The organism is Actinomadura madurae, assembly GCF_900115095.1.
GTDB lineage: Bacteria > Actinomycetota > Actinomycetes > Streptosporangiales > Streptosporangiaceae > Spirillospora > Spirillospora madurae.
This window is the reverse complement of record NZ_FOVH01000008.1, coordinates 141,152-158,408: the sequence shown is the minus strand read 5'-3', so window position 1 is coordinate 158,408 and position 17,257 is coordinate 141,152. Positions and strand designations below refer to the sequence as shown.

Below are 17,257 nucleotides of genomic sequence, written 5' to 3'. Positions count from 1 at the left end.
GGCCACTGCCGAACGTCCGAGGCTCACGGTGGTGAAGGCCTCGGGCACCGGTCGCCGCGGCGGGCGCGGCGACCGGCCCGGGAAGGCGTTCGCCCTGCACGGCCGGTTCCGGCACGTCTACGTCTCGCCGGCGGTGCTGTTCGTCGCCGTCCTGCTCTACCTGCCGTTCCTGTGGACGGCGTACCTGAGCTTCACCAGCTACGACGGGCTCGCGTCCCCCGAGTTCACGGGGCTGGACAACTACCGGCGCCTCATCGAGGACGACGCGCTCGTCACGTCGATCCGCAACACATTGCTGTGGGTCGTCGGCACCGTCGTGCTGCCGGTGGGGCTCGGGCTGCTCGTCGCCGTCCTGTCCTACGACCTCAAGGGCGGTGCCTGGTTCCGGCTGCCGTTCCTGCTGCCGTACGCGATGTCGGGCGCCGGCCTCGGCGTGATCTGGGGCTTCATCCTGCAGCCGGACGGGATGGCGAACCAGATCCTCACGTTCCTCGGGATGCCCGGCGGCGACACCGCGTTCCTCCAGGACGGCCCGCGCAACACCATCGCCATGATCGTCGTGTGGGCGTGGCAGCAGCTCGGCGTCAACATGCTGCTGTTCGTCGTCGGCCTGCAGTCGATCCCGAGGGGCCCGATCGAGGCCGCCCGCATCGACGGCGCGTCCGGATGGGCGATGTTCCGGCACGTCATCTGGCCGCTGATGCGCCCGATCACCACGGTCGTGCTCGGCCTCGCGCTCGTCGCCGGGCTGAAGAACTTCGACATCGTGTGGGTGATGACGCAGGGCGGGCCCGGCCGGTCGTCCGAGACCCTCGCCGTGACCATGTACCGGGACGTCTTCGTCGCCAACGAGTACGGCTACGGCTCGGCGGTCGCGGTGCTGCTCACCACCATCACCGGCCTGGCGTCGTACGTGTACCTGCGGCGGCAAGTCGGCAGGGAGGAGGCCCGGTGAACCGGCTGACGCTCAACGCCAGACGGCTCGTGCTGGCGGTGCTGGGGGTCGTGTGGCTGTTCCCCACGTACCTGATCGTCGCGAACGCGCTGCGCCCGGCCGGCGACTACGACCCGTCGGACGCCGTGAAGCCGCCGTCCTCGATCGGCCTGTTCGGCAACATCGCCGAGGCGTGGGACCGGACGGCCGTCGGCGACACGCTGCTCAGCACCCTGCTCTACAGCGTCGTCTCGCCCGCGCTCGCCGTCCTCATGGGCGCGCTCGCCGGATACGCGATCGTGGTGCTGCGGCTCAGGCACGGCTTCGCCTGGTTCATCGTGATCTTCGCCGGGACCGTCGTGCCGTTCCAGATGCTGCTCGTCCCGCTGTTCGTCGGCTACAGCAAGGTGTCGCTCTACGACAACCAGCTCGGGCTGATCGTCGTCTACTCGGCGATCAACGTGCCGCTGGCGGCGCTGGTGATGCGCAACTTCTTCGGCAACGTCGCCGTGTCGATCTTCGAGGCGGCGCGGCTGGACGGCGCGTCCACGTTCCGGATCTTCTGGCGGATCTACCTGCCGCTGTCGGCGGCGGCCCTCGCCGCCGTGTTCATCCTGGAGTTCACCTTCGTCTGGAACGACCTGCTGTTCGGCCTGACGCTCTCCCAGTCGGAGACCGTCCGGCCGGTGTGGGCCGAGCTGTCCGCGCTGACCACCGACGTCTACGCCGGAACCCCCGTCCCGATCGCCCTGGCGGCCGGCCTGGTCGTCTCGCTCCCGACCGTCGTCCTGTTCCTCGCCACCCAACGCCTGTTCACCCGCGGCCTCACCCTCGCCCAGTTCTGACGCTCCCCACAGAAAGAGCACCCATTAGAAATGACGAGTCGTCTGCTTCAGGCGAGCCTCGGTTCGCCCGACTATGACGGGATCCGCGCCGCGCTGCGCGAGGACACGTCCGCCGAGGTGCTCGCCGTGCGCGGGCTGTCCGTCCGCGCCGCCGTGCTGCCGCTGTTCAAGCGGGACGGGGACGGCGCGCTGCGGCAGGCCGTCCGGCTGACCCTGTCCGGCGGCGGGCGGGTCGACGTCGCCCTCAAGGACGGCGACGCCGTGCTGGCGTCCGCGACGGGGGAGGGCGAGACGCTGACGCTGCTCGTCCCCGAGGTGGACGGGACGCGCCGCGTCACCCTGGAGGTCCGGGACGCGGACGGCCTCGTCGGCGCCGCCCCCCTCGACATCACCCCGCAGCGCAAGTGGAACGTCTTCGTCGTCCACCACTCGCACCTCGACATCGGCTACACCGACACGCAGGGCACCGTCCTGCGCCACCACCTCGACTACCTGGACGCGGCGCTGCGGCTGGCGCGGGAGACCGACGGGCGGCCGGACGACGCACGGTTCCGCTGGTCGGTCGAGTCGTCGATGCCGGCGCTGCGCTGGCTCGCGACCCGTTCCGACGACCAGGTCGCCGAGTTCACCGAGCGGGTCCGGGCGGGGAACATCGAGGTCACCGCGTTCCCGATGCAGCTGCACACGGAGGCGTGCTCGACGGAGGAGCTGTACCGGCAGCTCCGCTTCGTCGAGGACCTGCGGCACAAGTACGGCATCGAGGTCCGGTCCGCCATGCACACCGACATCCCCGGCGCGGTCGCCGGGACGGTCGACGCCCTCAACGCGGCAGGCGTCCGGTACCTCGCCGCCGCGCACAACTGGGCGGGGCGGTCCGTCCCGTACATCACGGGTGGCGACCGGCTCGCCCGGCCCTTCCGCTGGCGGTCCCCGGGCGGCGGCGAGCTGCTGGTCTGGTTCACCGACACCCCCCACGGCATGGCCTACATGGAGGGCAACACCGTCGGCCTCGTCGACGGCTACGACCTCGCCGAGGACCTGCTGCCCCGCTACCTCGGCTCCCTCGCCGACCGCCCCTACCCCTACGGGCCCGGCACCTTCGGCTGGTACGCCGCGCCCGGCCAGGTCGGCGCCGCCAAGGACCCCGACTTCCTGGACGCCGTCCACCTGCGCGTCCAGGGCGCCCACGCCGACAACGCCGGGCCGTCCATCGTCCCCGCCGACATCGCGCACCGGTGGAACGCGGCATGGGCCTACCCGCGGCTGCGGATGGCCACCAACGCCGACTTCTTCGACTACGTCGAGGAGCACCACGGCGACCGGCTCCAGGTCCACGAGGGCGACTGGACCGACTGGTGGGCCGACGGCCTCGGCTCCGGCGCCCGCCCGCTCGGCTACGTCCGGCGGGCGCAGAACATCCTGCGGTCCGCCGAGACCCTGCACGCCCTCGCCGACGAGCGCAGCGGTCTCCTGTGGGGGGACGACCCCCCACACCCCCCGGAAGGGCCGGCCACTGCGGCTCCCTCCGCTCCGCTGGCGCTCCGCTCCAGGAGCCGCAGTGGTCTCTTGTGGGGGGACGACCCCCCACACCCCCCGGAAGGGCCGGCCACTGCGGCTCCCTCCGCTCCGCTGGCGCTCCGCTCCAGGAGCCGCAGTGGCGACCGGACGGGTGCCTCCGAGGCCGTCGACGCGGCCTACGACCTGGCCGCCCTGTTCGACGAGCACACCTGGGGCGCCGCCAACCCGTGGGAGGACGCCGAGGAGGGCACCGACTCGGGCGGCCTCCAGTGGACCCGCAAGTCCCAGGTCGGCTACCAGGCCCACGACGACGCGCTCGACCTGCTCCAGGCCGGCGCGCGGCGGCTCGGCGACACCTTCGGAGCGGCACCGGACGCGCTCGCCTCCTTCCTCGTCGTCAACCCGGGCACGGCCGCCCGCACCGACGTCGCCCGCGCGTTCCTGCCCCGCGACGTCGTCGCCGTGGACGTCCCGATCACGCTCGTGGACGCCCGCACCGGCGAGCCCGTCCCGCACCGCGAGGAGGAGGTCGACCCCGACGAGTGGCCGACCCGCCCCATCGGCCGCCACCTGGAGGCGGTGCTGCCGGACGTCCCCGGCCACGGGCACGTCCGCGTCGACGTCGTCCGATCGGCGGAGCGGGCGCCCGAGCCCGTCGACCTCGGCACCGAGGGGACGATCGAGAACGAGTTCTACCGCGTGACCTACGACCTCAAGGAAGGCCACATCGGCTCGGTCTTCGACAAGACCGCCGGGCGCGAGCTCGTGAACGCCGACGCCGCCGCCGGGTTCGGCCAGTACGTCTACGACCGGTACGCGACCGCGCCGCACTTCAACCACATGTCCGGGCACATGCTCGTCCACGACAAGACGATGCTCGGCGACCGGGCCATCGCCACCCACGCGACGGTCACCAGGTGCGAGCGCACCCCGGCCGGTGAACGCCTCGTCGTCGAACTGCACGGCAAGGGCGTCGACTGGCTGCGCACCACGATCGACCTGTACGCGGGCGTGCCGCGTGTGGACGTCCGCTACCAGCTCGGCAAGCAGCCGACCGCGGCCAAGGAGGCGGTGTTCTTCGCGTTCCCGTTCGCCGTGGACGGGCCGCCCGCAGCCTGGGAGCTCACCGGCGGCGTCGGCGGCACCGCCGTCCCGAGCGTGCCGGGATCGGCCGAGCACATGCGGCCCATCCGGCACTGGGTCGCGTTCGAGGACCCCGACATCACCGTCGCGTGGGCGACGCTGGAGGCGCCGCTCGTCCAGTTCGGCTCCATCCACATGCCCTACGCGCCGTTCCCGCCGACCCTCGACAACGAGGACGGCACCGTCTACTCCTGGGCCCTGAACAACATCTGGGACACCAACTTCCCGTCCCAGCAGCAGGGCGAGACCACCTTCCGGTACGCGTTCGCGTCGGCGGCCGCCGGGTCCGGCCGCCGGCTCGGCGCCCGCACCGCCGCCGGCCTCACCGACCCGTTCGTCGCCACCCTCGCCACCGGCACCGCGTCCCCGGCCGCGTCCGGGACGTTCCTGCGCGTCGACGACCCGGACGTCCTCGTCACCTCCGTCGGGCGCGCCCGCGACGGCGACGGCCTGGCCGTCCGGCTCCAGTCGCTCGCGTCCGGCGCGGTCGAGACGGACCTGCACATGCCCGGCGTGACCAGCGCGCGGCTGAGCGGCGGCCTGGAGCGCGACCCGGCGGACCTGCCCGTCCGGGACGGCACGATGACGGTACGGCTGCCCGCGTGCGGCGTCGCCACCGTCACGGTTCGGCGTTGACCACGGATCGGGGACACATGAAGATCACAGGCATCCGCGCCACCACGGTCACCGTGCCGCTGGAGGCGCCGCTCCTGCACAGCAACGGCGCCCACTGGGGCCGCTTCGTCCGGACGATCGTGGAGGTCGAGGCCGACAACGGCCTCGTCGGGCTCGGCGAGATGGGCGGCGGCGGGCAGAGCGCCGAGGCCGCGTTCGAGGCCCTCGCCCCGCACCTGGAGGGGCACGACCCGTTCGCGCTGGAGACGCTCCGCTTCAAGATCGCCAACCCGACGGCGAGCCTCTACAACAACCGCACCCAGATGCTCGCCGCCATCGAGTTCGCCTGCCTCGACCTCGTCGGGCAGCACCTCGGCGTCCCGGTGCACGACCTGCTCGGCGGCCGCATCCGCGACTCGGTCCCGTTCGCGTCCTACCTCTTCTACCGCTACCCGGGCGCCGGCGGTTCCACCGAGGTCCGCACCCCCGAGCAGCTCGTCGAGCACGCCCGCGCGCTCAAGGACGCGCACGGCTTCTCCGTCCACAAGCTGAAAGGCGGCGTCTTCCCGCCCGGCCACGAGCTGGAGTGCTACAAGGCCCTCGCCGCGGCGTTCCCCGACGACCGGTTCCGCTACGACCCGAACTCCGTGCTGTCACTGGAGGAGGGCCTCCGCTTCGGGAAGGCGATCGAGGACCTCCCCAACGACTATCTCGAAGACCCCGTCCTCGGCCTGGAGGGGCTCCGGCTCGTCCGCGAACGCGTGAACATCCCCCTCGCCACCAACACCGTCGTCGTCAACTTCGAGCAGCTCGCCGCCAACGTCCTGCGCCGCAGCGCGGACGTCGTCCTGCTCGACACCACGTTCTGGGGCGGCATCCGGCCGTGCGTGAAGGCCGCCGGCGTGTGCGAGACGTTCCAGATCGGCGTCGCCGTCCACTCGTCCGGCGAACTCGGCATCCAGCTCGCCACCATGCTGCACCTCGGCGCCGTCCTGCCCAACCTCACCTACGCCGCCGACGCGCACTACCACCACCTCGCCGACGACGTGATCGAGGGCGGCCTGATGCGGTACGCGGACGGCAGGATCGCGGTGCCGTCCGGCCCCGGCCTCGGCGTCCGGTTGGATCGTGACAAGCTCGCCGAGTACGCCGAGCTGTACAAGGAGCTGGGCGGCTACGCCTACGACCGCGACCCGGGCCGGCCGGGCTGGTACCCGCTCGTCCCCAACGACCGGTGGGCCGACCCGGACGCGGCACTGGCGCCGCTCGATTAGCCTGCCTGCTGTGATCCGCTACGCGACCCCTGACGACGTCCCGGCCATCCTGCGGCTGATCCGGGAGCTGGCCGACTACGAGCGCGCCCTGCACGAGGTGAAGGTCACCGAGGACCAGCTGCGCGAGCGCCTCTTCGGCGACGACCCCAAGGTCTTCGCCCACGTCGCCGAACACGACGGACGGGTCGTCGGGTTCGCCGTGTGGTTCCTCACGTTCTCCACCTGGAACGGCACCCACGGCATCTACCTGGAAGACCTCTTCGTCGACCCCGAGTGCCGCGGCGGCGGCCACGGCAAGGCCCTCCTCACCGAGCTGACCCGCATCGCCGACGACCGAGGCTACGAACGCGTCGAATGGGCCGTCCTCAACTGGAACACGCCCGCGATCGGCTTCTACGAAGCCCTCGGCGCCCGCCCCCAGGACGAGTGGACGGTCTACCGCCTGACCGGCGACGCCCTCACCAAGGCCGCCCGCTCCTGACATGCCGCGAGGGCCGCCCGGAACCGGACGGCCCTCGCGGTCACCAGTGCAGGTCAGCCCTGCTTGGTCTCCCAGAAGATCTTGTCGATTTCGCTGATCTTGGCGAGCAGCTCCTCGGCCACCTTGACGTCCATGCTGCCCTTGGTGCCGCCGGCCCCGGCCAGCTTGGTCGCCTCGTTGAACAGCTGGTGGAGCTGGGGGTACTTCTCGAAGTGCGGCGGCTTGAAGTAGTCGGTCCACAGCACCCACAGGTGGTGCTTGACCAGCTCCGAGCGCTGCTCCTTGATCAGAATCGCCCGGGCGCGGAACTCGGGGTCCTCGTTCGCCGCGTACTTCTCGGCGATCGCCTTGACCGACTCGGCCTCGATCCGGGCCTGCGCCGGGTCGTAGACACCACACGGCAGGTCGCAGTGCGCGGAGACCGTCGTCCTCGGGCGCAGAAGCTTGAGCAACACCTGCGAATCCCTTCCCTCGTTGCGGATCATGCTCAGGTCACCGACATTACTCTTGTGCCCCTGGGCCCGTCCGGCCAGGGCACTCGGTATTTCGGCCTAAGACCCGGACCGGCAGCGGTCCGGAACCCTTCCAGCAGTGGTTGTGACCGCCGCCCGCCGAAGTATGCGGGCCAGCAAGGAGGATCATGCGGATCCGGACCCCCCGCCACCCCGTGCTCTGGGTCCTCGCCGGCGCGGCCGTGTGCGCGCTGGCCGCGGCCCGGAGGCTGCGGACCGTGGAGGTCACCGGAGACTCGATGCTCCCGGGCCTGCGCCCGGGGGACTGGCTCATCGTCCACACCGGCGCCCGCCCCGCCCCCGGCGCCGTCGTGGTCGCCGAGCACCCGGAGCGCCGCGACCTGCTGATCGTCAAACGCGTCACGCACCGCTCCGGCGACGGCTGGTGGCTGGAAAGCGACAACCAGCGCGCCCGAGGCCGCCGCGACAGCTGGGACTTCGGCCCCGTCCCCGACGCCCTCATCAAGGGCAGGGTGATCGCGCGCTACTGGCCTCGCCCCCGGGTGGGCCGCTAGCGCTTCAGTTCCGCGACCAGCGCCGCGAAGGCACCACGGCTGACGGCGAGCTTGGGCCCGTCGGGGTCCTTGGAGTCCCGGAAGGCGATCGCCTGGGGAAGGCGGCCGACCTCCACGCAATCACTTCCGCCCTGCGTGCCGCTGTGACTGCTCTTGCGCCACGTCGTCGCCACTGAACGCCTCCATCGCTTGCTCGACCAGCTCTTTGGTCCGATGCTCCGGAAGAGCCTTCGCGCTGATCCGCGCGAACAGGATCGCGTACTCCGCGACCTCTGTCGGTGACGATACAAGCCGCCCGCCTCCACTCGATTCGGTATAGGCCACTTCTCCGAAGGTGTCACCTGTGACGAGTTTCAGACCGCCGTCCAGGCCCGGGTAGGCGCCCGTCTCGAAGGTCCGCGGGATCACTCGGAGGACGACGTTCGGGCGCTTCGCTATTTCGAGGACATGTGCGAGCTGCTCCCGCATGATCTGGGGGTTGCCCACCGGCCACCGCAGTGCGGCCTCACTGAGCAGGACCATGACGAAGGCCCGGTCGAGGACGTCCTGCCGTTCCATCCGCTCCTTGACGAACGGCTCGGGGTCGGGCATGCCGCCGCCGGTGAACAGGGCTCGGGCGTACTCCTCGGTCTGGAGGAGACCGGAGAACAGGAGGGGTTCGAAGACCCGGATGATTCGGGCTCGCTGTTCGAAGGTCCTGAGCTCCGCGAGCCATTGCGGGTCGTGGCCGATGCTGGCGTACCAGACCAGGAGGGTGAAGAGGCCGCCGGTCTCCCAGGCCCTGTCCAGGAGGGCGGCGCGGCTTCCGTCCAGGCGGTCCACGCCGTTCTCGATGCGTGAAACGGTCGCTTTGCTGGCGTTGATGAGGCGTCCCACGGCCTCGCCCGACAGGCCACGTTGATTGCGGCAGAAGCGCAGGTAGTAGGCGGTGAAGGCCCAGAGTCCGGTCTTGGGATCCGGCGAGGCGTTCGTGGTCATGGGGGGTGACCTCGCGTTCCGTGTTGTCGCGGATGCGTTCTGTACATGCCCAAATCTAGCGTCGTGGTGTGACTCTGTGTCGTGGTTCACACACAGCTCGCGATGCCGAAGGTCTTGCCGATGCCTACTGCCATGGCCCCCGAGGTCCCCACACTCGTCCTCGATCCGACTGATCGTGCGCCTTGGCTGGCGCGGCGGTTTCTCGCCGAGCGGTTCGCCGAGTGGGGGATCGATGACGACTACGTCGCGCGGCTCGTGGTGTGCGAGCTGGTCACAAACAGCTTCAAGCACGGGGAGGGGCCGATCATCGTGCGGCTGTTCCGCGACGAGCGCGACGGGCATCCGATCGTGGAGGTGTGGGACGCCGGGGACGGGCGCCCGATGATCCCGCCGGAGAACCACGCGGCGACGACCGGCCGCGGCCTGATGCTCATGGCCGAGCTGGTCAGAGCGTGGGGCGTCCGCCCCCTGAACGAGGGCGGCAAGGTCACCTGGGCGAAACTCCTCTGACGGCCGGGCGAAACCGGCCGAAAGTACGACGGCCGTCGGAGCGAACCGTGCTTTGGGCCGGTGATCTGGGGCGGCGCCGGTACCGACGATGTCGTCATGTCACATGAAGATCCGGTCCCCGTGCTGCAGGCAGAGGGATTGACGAAAAGGTACGGTCGCCGGCGGGCGCTGAGCGGAGTCGATCTGCGCATTCCAGCCGGTCGCGTCGTGGGGCTGGTGGGGCCGAACGGGGCCGGCAAGTCGACACTGCTGAATCTGGCCTGCGGGCTTCTGGAGCCGACGTCGGGCTCGCTGCGCGTTCTGGGCTCCAGGCCGGCGGCGAGCGCCGCGCACCTGGCCAGGGTCGGCTTCGTGGCGCAGAACACTCCGGTGTACCCCTCGTTCAGCGTGTCCGACCATCTGCGCCTGGGCGCGCACTTGAACCCGTCATGGGACCAGGGGCTGGCCGAGCGGCGCATCGCGCAGGTCGGGCTGAGCCCGGGCCAGAAGGCCGGACGGCTGTCCGGCGGGCAGCGCGCGCAGCTGGCGCTGACGATCGCCGCCGCCAAGCGCCCCGAACTGCTGATCTTCGACGAGCCGGCCGCCGCGCTGGACCCGCTGGCGCGCCAGGGGTTCCTGGCGAACCTGATGGAGTTCGTCGCGGAACTCGGCGCCAGCGCCGTGCTGTCCTCGCACCTGCTCGGTGACATCGAGCAGGTCTGCGACTACCTCATCGTGCTGTGCGGCGCGCGGATCCAGGTCGCCGGTGACGTCCGCGAACTGCTGGCCCGCCATCACCGGCTGGTCGCGCCGCACGGCGATCCCGGCCGGCCGCCCGCGGGTGTCGAGGTCGTCCGGGCGGAGCACGGCGGCGCGATGGTGCGCACCGGTCTCCCGCCCTCGGAGCTCCCGTACCGAACCCGGCCGGTCACGCTCGAAGAGCTGGTGCTCGCGTACATGTCCCGGGCGAACGCGCCCGTCGCCATGGCAGGCGAGGAAGCACGATGATCTGGTTGAACTGGCGGCAGTTCCGCTTCCAGGCGCTCGCCGGTGCCGCCGGACTCGTGTTGATCGCCGGCTACCTGCTGTATCTCGGCATGGACATCCGGGACGCTCACGACGCCTACCGGTCCCGGTGCGGCGACGCCGCCGCCTGCGCCCAAGCCGAGAGCCAGTTCCAGGGCACCTACCGGAACACGCTGCTGTTCCTGGCCGCCGGACTCGGGCTGATCCCGGTGGTGATCGGCGCGTTCTGGGGGGCGCCGCTGATCGCCCGGGAACTGGAGCTCGGCACCCACCGGCTGGTGTGGAACCAGAGCGTGACCCGCCGCCGCTGGCTGATCGGCAGGATGGCGTTCGTCGGCCTTGCCGCGATGGTCGTGGCGGGCGCGGCGGGCCTCCTGCTCACCTGGGCGGCCTCCCCGTACGACCAGGTCGCCTCCGACCGGTTCGGGACGGTGGAGTTCGGGGCGCGCAACATCGCACCGATCGGCTACGCCTTCCTTGCCTTCGCCCTCGGCACCACCGTCGGCCTGTTCGTGCGCCGGACGCTGCCCGCGATGGCCGTCACGGGCGCCGTCTTCCTCGTCGTCCAGTTCACGGTGCCGAACCTGGTCCGGCCGCACCTCATGCCGCCGGAGAAGACGACCCTGCCGATGACCGCGCAGGCCATCAACCAGGCCAGGAGCCTGGGCAGCATCACCGGGGCCCCCGTCGTCGGCGGCCTGCAGGTGCCCGGAGCCCCCGACGCGTGGATCAGCGAGACCAGCCCGCTGCGCACCCGGGACGGGCGGACGCTCAGCGAGAAGGCGTTCAACGAGTGTCTCGACACCCCGCCGAAGACCGGCGCGGGCGGCACGTTCGGTGACGCCGCGGTGTGCCTGTCCGCGCTCGATCTGCACGTTGACGTCGAGTACCAGCCCGGCGGCCGCTACTGGTCGTTCCAGCTTGCCGAGACGGGGCTCTATCTGCTGACCGGCGCGTTCCTCAGCGTCATCGCCCTGCGCCGCGTCAGGCGTGCCTGACACGGCCACCACTCCCGATACCGAGGTCCCTCAATGTCGCTTGCCAACGGCCATCAGAATGATGCCAGTGGGTCTCCAGTGAGGCCGGACCTGCTGGTCAATGCGGGGTTGGGCGTGGTGTTCGCCCTGGGCATCGCCTTCACGGCGTACATGCTCCTCGTCAGCTGGGGCGGTGCCTACTGGATCTGCACCACCGCCGTCTCGGCGGTGATGTGCGGGCTGGCGCTGCTGCGCGGGCGGCGGGGGGCGTGGCCCGCGGTCGCGGGCCTGGCCGTGACGGCCGGTGCCGTGGGAGTGTTCCACGCGGCCGACCTGCCGCAGGAGCCGTCGCCCATGACGGCGCTGGCCCTGGCCGTGCTCGTCGGCTCCGCGCTCAGATCGCTGCCGGTGCCGTCGGCGGTCGCCGTCGCCGCGGGCGGCGTCGCGGTGACCGCGCTCGGCTGGTTCGCCGGGCTCAGCGGCCTGATGACCCTGGCCACGCTGCTGGTGGCCGGGGGGTTCGTCGCGGGGGCGCTGCTGCGCGCGGCCGACCTCGTCCGGCGGCGGTCCAGCACCCCGGGCGCCGGGGCGTCGCCGACCGGGCGGCCACCGTGGTAGGGGCGGGACGCGCCCAAGACGCGCCGGGCGAGGATCCGTCCGCGTGTGACTCCGGACAGAGCATCGATAGCCTGACCGGCGTGACCGTTCCGGGTGGATGGGTCCGGGGCGTCTCCATGGCCGGGCTCGGCGCCGTGTTCCTCGCGGCGATCGCCGTGCAGGCCGCCGCCATCGCGCAGACCTGGGGTGCCTGGTACTGGGTGCCGGGCAGTGTCTCCGCGGCGGCGGTGTGCCTCCCGGCGCTGCTGGGGCTGCGCAGGCCGCTCCGGGCGGCGGTCGCGGGGCTCGGTCTTGCGGCGGCGGCCATCGTGGCCACCGGCCTGGCCGGCTTCGATCTCCCCGCCGAGCCCAGCCCGGCCATGACGCTGGGGCTGGCCGTGCTGACCGGTTCCGCGCTCCGGACCCTCGCGCCGGTCCGGGCCGCCGCGGTCGCGGGCGCCGGGCCGGCACTGATCATCGCCGGTCAGGTCGCCGCCGGGCCGCCGTCCGGCGGCCTCGCGGCGGTGACGGCGCTGGACGGCCTGGTCTGGCTGGTCGCCGTCGGCGCCGGGCTGTCGCTGCGGGTCCTGGACGCCCGGGCGCGCGCGTCCGCCGAGGAGGTACGGAGGGCGGAGCGGCTGGAGCTGGCCCGGGAACTGCACGACGTGGTGGCCCACCACATCACGGGCCTGCTGCTTCAGGCGCAGGGCGCCCAGGTGGTCGCGCGGCGTGACCCGGAGCAGGTGAGCGGGTACCTCGGCGAGATGGAGGCCGCGGGGACCGACGCCCTGGCCGCGATGCGACGGGTCGTTGGGCTGCTGCGCGACACCGGCGACGCGGCGCCGGCGTCCCCCGGGCCGGAGGGCCTGGACGCTCTGGTGGAGCGTTTCCGCGGGCGGGGCCGGGAGGTGCGGCTGAGCATTCCGGACGGTGACGAGTGGCCGCCTGAGGTGACCAACACCGTGTACCGCGTCGCCCAGGAGGCCCTGACGAACGTCCTGCGGCACGCCCCCACGGCCCGGTCCGTCACGGTCACCGTCGGGCAGGGGGCGCAGTGCGTCACCGTCGAGATCGCCGACGACGCACCGGCGACCCAGGCCCGGCATCCCCAGCGCGGCGGGTACGGCCTGATCGGCATGCGCGAACGCGTCGAGGCGCTCGGCGGCACGCTGCGGGCCGGGCCGAGGCCCGGCGCCGGCTGGTCCGTGCTGGCGACCCTGCCCGTCCCCACCGGGGAGCCCCGATGACCATCTCGGTCCTGCTCGCCGACGACCAGGCGATGGTGCGCCGCGGGCTGCGGCTGATCCTGGAGGACCAGCCCGACATCAGCGTCGTCGGCGAGGCGTCCGACGGGGCCGATGCGGTCGCCCTGGCGCGACGGCTGCGCCCGGACGTGTGCCTGGTGGACATCAGGATGCCCCGGCTCGACGGCATCGACGTGACCCGCGCGCTGGCCGGACCGCGGGTGCCCGACCCGATGCGGGTCGTCGTGGTCACCACCTTCGACCTGGACGAGTACGTGTACGGCGCGCTGCGCGGCGGGGCCGTCGGCTTCGTCCTCAAGGACGCCGGGCCCGCCCTGCTCGTCGAGGCGGTCCGTGCCGCCCACAACGGTGAGGCGCTGGTCTCGCCTTCCGTCACCGTCCGGCTGCTGCGCCACGTGACGGCCGCCTCGGCACCGCCGCGCGCCGAGCGGCCCCCGCCCCTGTCGGACCGCGAACTCCAGGTCGTCCGGGCCCTGGCGCGCGGCCGCACCAATCAGGAGATCGCCGCGGAGTTGTTCATCTCCCTCAGCACCGTCAAGAGCCATCTGTCGGGCATCCAGGCCAAACTAGAGGTCCGCAACCGCGTCGGAATCGTCACCTGGGCGTGGGAGAACCACCTCGTCGACCCGTCATGACGCCGCACGGCCCGCGGCCCGTGTTCCTGGGCGGGAACACGGGCCGGTGGCGGTCAGATGCGGGCGACGCCTTCCTTGCGGGCCTGGTCTGCCACGGCGGTGGAGACGGCCGGGGCGACGCGGTCGTCGAAGGGGCCGGGGATGACGTAGTCGGCGGTCAGGTCGTCGCCGACGATGCCGGCGAGGGCGTTGGCCGCCGCCAGCTTCATGCCCTCGGTGATGGAGTGGGCCCGGACGTCCAGCGCGCCGCGGAAGATGCCGGGGAACGCCAGCACGTTGTTGATCTGGTTCGGGAAGTCGCTGCGGCCGGTCGCGACGACCTTGGCGTGCCGGCGCGCGATCTCCGGGTGGACCTCGGGGGTCGGGTTGGAGAGGGCGAAGACGATCGCGTTCTCCGACATCGTGGCGACGCACGACTCGTGGACGGTGCTGCCGGACAGGCCGATGAAGACGTCGGCGCCGCGCAGCGCCTCCTCGGTGGAGCCCTTGAGATGCGACCGGTTGGTGATCGAGGCGATGCGCTCCTTGATCGGGTTCAGGCCGTCGCGTCCCTCGTAGATCAGGCCCTTGCTGTCGGACAGGGCGATGTCGCCGATGCCGCCCTCGATCAGCATCTGCGAGACGGCGATGCCGGACGCGCCCGCGCCCGCCACGACCGCGCGCAGCTCCGACAGCGGCCTGCCGACGTGCCGGGCGGCGTTGGTGAGCGCGGCGAGCACGACGATCGCGGTGCCGTGCTGGTCGTCGTGGAAGACCGGGATGTCGAGCGCGGCCCGCAGCCGGTCCTCGATCTCGAAGCAGCGGGGGGCGCTGATGTCCTCCAGGTTGATGCCGCCGAAGCTCGGCGCCATCCGGCTGACCGTGTCGACGATCTCGTCCACGTCCGTGCAGTTCAGCGCGATCGGCACGGAGTCGACGTCGGCGAACTCCTTGAAGAGCAGGGACTTGCCCTCCATGACCGGCATGGACGCGGCGGGGCCGATGTCGCCGAGGCCGAGCACGGCGGTGCCGTCGGTGACGACGGCGACGACCTTGGACGTCCAGGTGTAGTCGTAGGCCAGGTCGGGGTTCTCGGCGATCGCGGTGCACACGCGGGCGACGCCCGGGGTGTAGGCCAGCGAAAGGTCGTCCTTGTTGCGGACGGGAATGGTCGACCGCATCTCAAGCTTGCCGCCGCGGTGCAGCGGAAAGGCCGGATCCTCGTCCAGTGAGGGCGGTTCGGTTTGAATGGGCTCAGCAGCCACAGCGACCCCTGTCAGTGAAAGTTGGCTTTCTTGCGATGCCGCCGCGGTGGTGGTGGTGTGGTGGCCGTCACCTGGTGGTCATCTCGCGACGCACGGGGGTCACCCGTTGTCCGATTGTGCCACACGGTGTCCGGCCGCCCCTGGGGCCGGGGTGGTGGTGACCATCACGTGACCGTGCCCACACGTGGCCGACCGATTGCTCCGTGTTGGGGCTGGACGCCAGGTCCGTACCGATCCGGAGCTTCCTCGTTGCGTGATTGTTTCGGACCCTTTATCCAGATCAGGGACCTTGTGCGCCAAAATGTGCACCTGACCTTCGGATCTCCACGGATCCGACGCAACCATCGAAGGGGGACCCGTGATCACCGGTTCTCTGCGCCGTCACGCCGTTGCGGCGGGCGCGCTCGTGCTGACGGGCGCCCTCGCCCTCTCGGCCTGTGGCGACGACTCGGGCGACTCCAACGACTCCGGGGCCTCGAACACCAGTGTGGACAGCAAGCTCGCGGCCATGGTCCCGGCCGCGATCAAAAGCGATGGCAAGATCACGATCGGCACGGACGCGTCCTACCCGCCCAACGAGTCGGTCGACCCCGCCTCCCAGAAGATCGTCGGCTGGGACGTCGAGTTGTTCGACGCCGTCGCGGCCAAGCTCGGCCTGAAGACCCAGTACAGCAACGCGGGCTTCGACACGATCATCCCGGGCGTCCAGTCCGGCAAGTACGAGGCCGGTGTCTCCTCCTTCACCGACACCAAGGAGCGCGAGGGCGCCGTCGACTTCGTCACCTACTACTCCGCCGGGACGTCCTGGGCGGCGCTCAAGGGCAACCCGAAGGGCGTCAACCCCGACGACGCGTGCGGGAAGAGCATCGGCGTCCAGCAGGGCACCGTGCAGGTCGACGACCTCAAGGCGCGCAGCAAGAAGTGCACCGACGCGGGCAAGCCGGCCATCAAGGCCGTCGTCCGCAAGCAGCAGACCGAGGTCAACAACGACCTCGTCGCGGGCAAGGTGGACGGCATGGCCGCCGACTCCCCGATCGTCGGCGACGCGGTGAAGAAGACCGGCGGGAAGCTGCAGATCCTCGGCCAGGTGTACGACACCGCGCCGTACGGCTACGCGATCGGCAAGAACTCCGGGCAGTTCAAGGAGGCCCTGCAGGGCGCGCTGAAGGCCCTCATCGCCGACGGCACCTACAAGAAGATCCTCACCGACGCCGGGGTGGAGAGCGGCGCGATCACCGAGCCGGCGATCAACGCCGCGCAGAGCTGATCGCATGACGGTCGACAACGACGCCGGTAAGGGACGGCCTGAAGCGATCAAGGCCGTCCCCGTCCGGCATCCGGGCCGCTGGCTGGGCGCGGCCGTCATCCTGGTGCTGGTCGCGATGTTCATCAACTTCCTGCTGACCAGCAACGCGCTCGAATGGTCGGAGCAGTGGAAGTACCTGTACTCCGACCCGGTCCTCAAGGGCGTCCGCAACACCGTCTGGCTCACCCTGGCCGCGATGGTCGGCGGCATCGTGCTCGGCATCGTGCTGGCGCTGATGCGGCTGTCGGCCAACCCGCTGCTCAGCGGGGCGGCCTGGGTGTACCTGTGGTTCTTCCGCGGCACCCCGCTGTACACCCAGCTGCTCATCTGGGGCGCGATCGGCACCCTGTTCCCGACCGTCGGGATCGGCATCCCGTTCGGGCCCGAGTTCGAGACGTGGAAGACGCAGGAGCTGGTCAACGCCGCCATCGCGGCCTCGCTGGGCCTGATCCTGAACGAGGCCGCCTACATGGCGGAGATCGTCCGGGCCGGGATCCTTTCGGTGGACGAGGGGCAGCAGGAGGCCGCGAGCGCCCTCGGCATGTCCAGGATGCAGACCATGCGGCGGATCGTGCTGCCGCAGGCGATGCGCGTGATCGTCCCGCCGACCGGCAACGAGTCGATCTCGATGCTGAAGAACACCTCGCTGGTCGCGGCCGTGCCGTACTCCGAGCTGACCTTCACCGCCCAGACCATCTACGCCACCACCTACAAGATCATTCCGATGCTGGTGATGGCCTGCCTGTGGTACCTGCTCATCTCCTCGGTGATGATGATCGGGCAGTACTACCTGGAGCGGCACTACAGCAAGGGCACCAGCAAGGGGGCCGAGGCCAGGCAGCGGCTCCGCTTCCGCGCCGGAGGCGGTGCCCCGTGAGCGGAGGTGAGGACATCGTGAGCGAC

At 71.2% G+C, this 17,257-nt stretch carries 18 protein-coding genes; 14 read left to right on the top strand and 4 right to left on the bottom strand.

All coding sequences use genetic code 11. From position 1 onward, the window contains the following. The first annotated feature begins 31 nt into the window (after nt 1–31). From BM339_RS22790 to BM339_RS22765, 5 genes are read left to right on the top strand one after another with little or no spacing between them, the layout of a single operon-like run. Nucleotides 32–955 carry a carbohydrate ABC transporter permease gene (locus BM339_RS22790; protein WP_244938694.1) on the top strand — a complete coding sequence of 308 codons (924 nt, stop codon included), beginning with the start codon at nt 32–34 and terminating at the stop codon, nt 953–955. Next, a complete protein-coding gene (locus BM339_RS22785; protein WP_021596970.1) occupies nt 952–1,779 on the top strand; it encodes a carbohydrate ABC transporter permease in 828 nt (275 codons plus the stop codon). The genes BM339_RS22790 and BM339_RS22785 overlap by 4 nt, the downstream gene beginning before the upstream one ends. A 30-nt stretch (nt 1,780–1,809) precedes the next feature. Continuing rightward, a complete protein-coding gene (locus BM339_RS51575) occupies nt 1,810–5,076 on the top strand; it encodes a glycoside hydrolase family 38 N-terminal domain-containing protein (protein ID WP_256255419.1) in 3,267 nt (1,088 codons plus the stop codon). Between the two features lie 17 nt (nt 5,077–5,093). Continuing rightward, the gene (locus BM339_RS22770) at nt 5,094–6,329 is read left to right on the top strand and encodes an enolase C-terminal domain-like protein (RefSeq protein WP_021596967.1); all 1,236 of its coding nucleotides are present in this window, start codon (nt 5,094–5,096) and stop codon (nt 6,327–6,329) included. A gap of 10 nt (nt 6,330–6,339) precedes the next feature. After that, nucleotides 6,340–6,810: a GNAT family N-acetyltransferase gene (locus tag BM339_RS22765; protein WP_075022143.1), complete on the top strand. Its 471-nt coding sequence runs from the start codon at nt 6,340–6,342 to the stop codon at nt 6,808–6,810. Between the two features lie 53 nt (nt 6,811–6,863). Here the strand turns inward: BM339_RS22765 and sodN are convergent, their stop codons facing one another. Beyond that, nucleotides 6,864–7,265, bottom strand: a complete 402-nt coding sequence (sodN, locus tag BM339_RS22760) for a superoxide dismutase, Ni (protein WP_024935419.1) — start codon at nt 7,263–7,265, stop codon at nt 6,864–6,866. 185 nt (nt 7,266–7,450) lie between these two features. Between sodN and sodX the strand changes: the two genes are divergently transcribed. After that, nucleotides 7,451–7,837, top strand: a complete 387-nt coding sequence (gene sodX, locus BM339_RS22755; protein ID WP_021596964.1) for a nickel-type superoxide dismutase maturation protease — start codon at nt 7,451–7,453, stop codon at nt 7,835–7,837. On the opposite strand, the gene BM339_RS22750 is transcribed toward sodX, so the two are convergent. Beyond that, complete coding sequence (locus BM339_RS22750; RefSeq protein WP_021596963.1) at nt 7,834–7,953, bottom strand: DUF397 domain-containing protein; 120 nt, start codon at nt 7,951–7,953, stop codon at nt 7,834–7,836. The genes sodX and BM339_RS22750 overlap by 4 nt on opposite strands. Nucleotides 7,954–7,957: 4 nt before the next feature. Further along, complete coding sequence (locus tag BM339_RS22745; protein WP_075022141.1) at nt 7,958–8,815, bottom strand: helix-turn-helix domain-containing protein; 858 nt, start codon at nt 8,813–8,815, stop codon at nt 7,958–7,960. A gap of 120 nt (nt 8,816–8,935) precedes the next feature. Here BM339_RS22745 and BM339_RS22740 point away from each other — a divergent pair, with 120 nt between their 5' ends. From BM339_RS22740 to BM339_RS22715, 6 genes are all read left to right on the top strand, one after another. Next, nucleotides 8,936–9,325 carry an ATP-binding protein gene (locus BM339_RS22740; protein ID WP_177287755.1) on the top strand — a complete coding sequence of 130 codons (390 nt, stop codon included), beginning with the start codon at nt 8,936–8,938 and terminating at the stop codon, nt 9,323–9,325. A gap of 96 nt (nt 9,326–9,421) precedes the next feature. Next, entirely contained in the window at nt 9,422–10,312 is an 891-nt protein-coding gene (locus tag BM339_RS22735; protein ID WP_024935420.1) for an ABC transporter ATP-binding protein, read from the top strand. Beyond that, nucleotides 10,309–11,328: an ABC transporter permease subunit gene (locus BM339_RS22730; RefSeq protein ID WP_075022139.1), complete on the top strand. Its 1,020-nt coding sequence runs from the start codon at nt 10,309–10,311 to the stop codon at nt 11,326–11,328. The genes BM339_RS22735 and BM339_RS22730 overlap by 4 nt, the downstream gene beginning before the upstream one ends. 78 nt (nt 11,329–11,406) lie before the next feature. Beyond that, nucleotides 11,407–11,925, top strand: coding sequence for a hypothetical protein (locus BM339_RS22725; protein ID WP_218163726.1), 519 nt, complete (start codon nt 11,407–11,409; stop codon nt 11,923–11,925). Between the two features lie 80 nt (nt 11,926–12,005). Further along, nucleotides 12,006–13,151, top strand: a complete 1,146-nt coding sequence (locus BM339_RS22720; protein WP_244938693.1) for a sensor histidine kinase — start codon at nt 12,006–12,008, stop codon at nt 13,149–13,151. Then, the gene (locus BM339_RS22715; protein WP_075022136.1) at nt 13,148–13,804 is read left to right on the top strand and encodes a response regulator transcription factor; all 657 of its coding nucleotides are present in this window, start codon (nt 13,148–13,150) and stop codon (nt 13,802–13,804) included. Before BM339_RS22720 ends, BM339_RS22715 begins: the two co-directional genes overlap by 4 nt. A 53-nt stretch (nt 13,805–13,857) precedes the next feature. Here the strand turns inward: BM339_RS22715 and BM339_RS22710 are convergent, their stop codons facing one another. After that, entirely contained in the window at nt 13,858–15,048 is a 1,191-nt protein-coding gene (locus tag BM339_RS22710) for an NAD(P)-dependent malic enzyme (RefSeq protein ID WP_021596834.1), read from the bottom strand. Nucleotides 15,049–15,406: 358 nt separating this feature from the next. On the opposite strand from BM339_RS22710, the gene BM339_RS22705 reads away from it, so the two are divergent. Together BM339_RS22705 and BM339_RS22700 are read left to right on the top strand one after the other, a co-directional pair. After that, nucleotides 15,407–16,315, top strand: coding sequence for an ABC transporter substrate-binding protein (locus BM339_RS22705; protein ID WP_021596833.1), 909 nt, complete (start codon nt 15,407–15,409; stop codon nt 16,313–16,315). A 4-nt stretch (nt 16,316–16,319) separates the two neighbouring features. After that, nucleotides 16,320–17,231 (top strand): amino acid ABC transporter permease, encoded by a 912-nt coding sequence (locus BM339_RS22700; RefSeq protein WP_021596832.1) that lies wholly within the window; start codon nt 16,320–16,322, stop codon nt 17,229–17,231. Nucleotides 17,232–17,257: the final 26 nt, after the last annotated feature.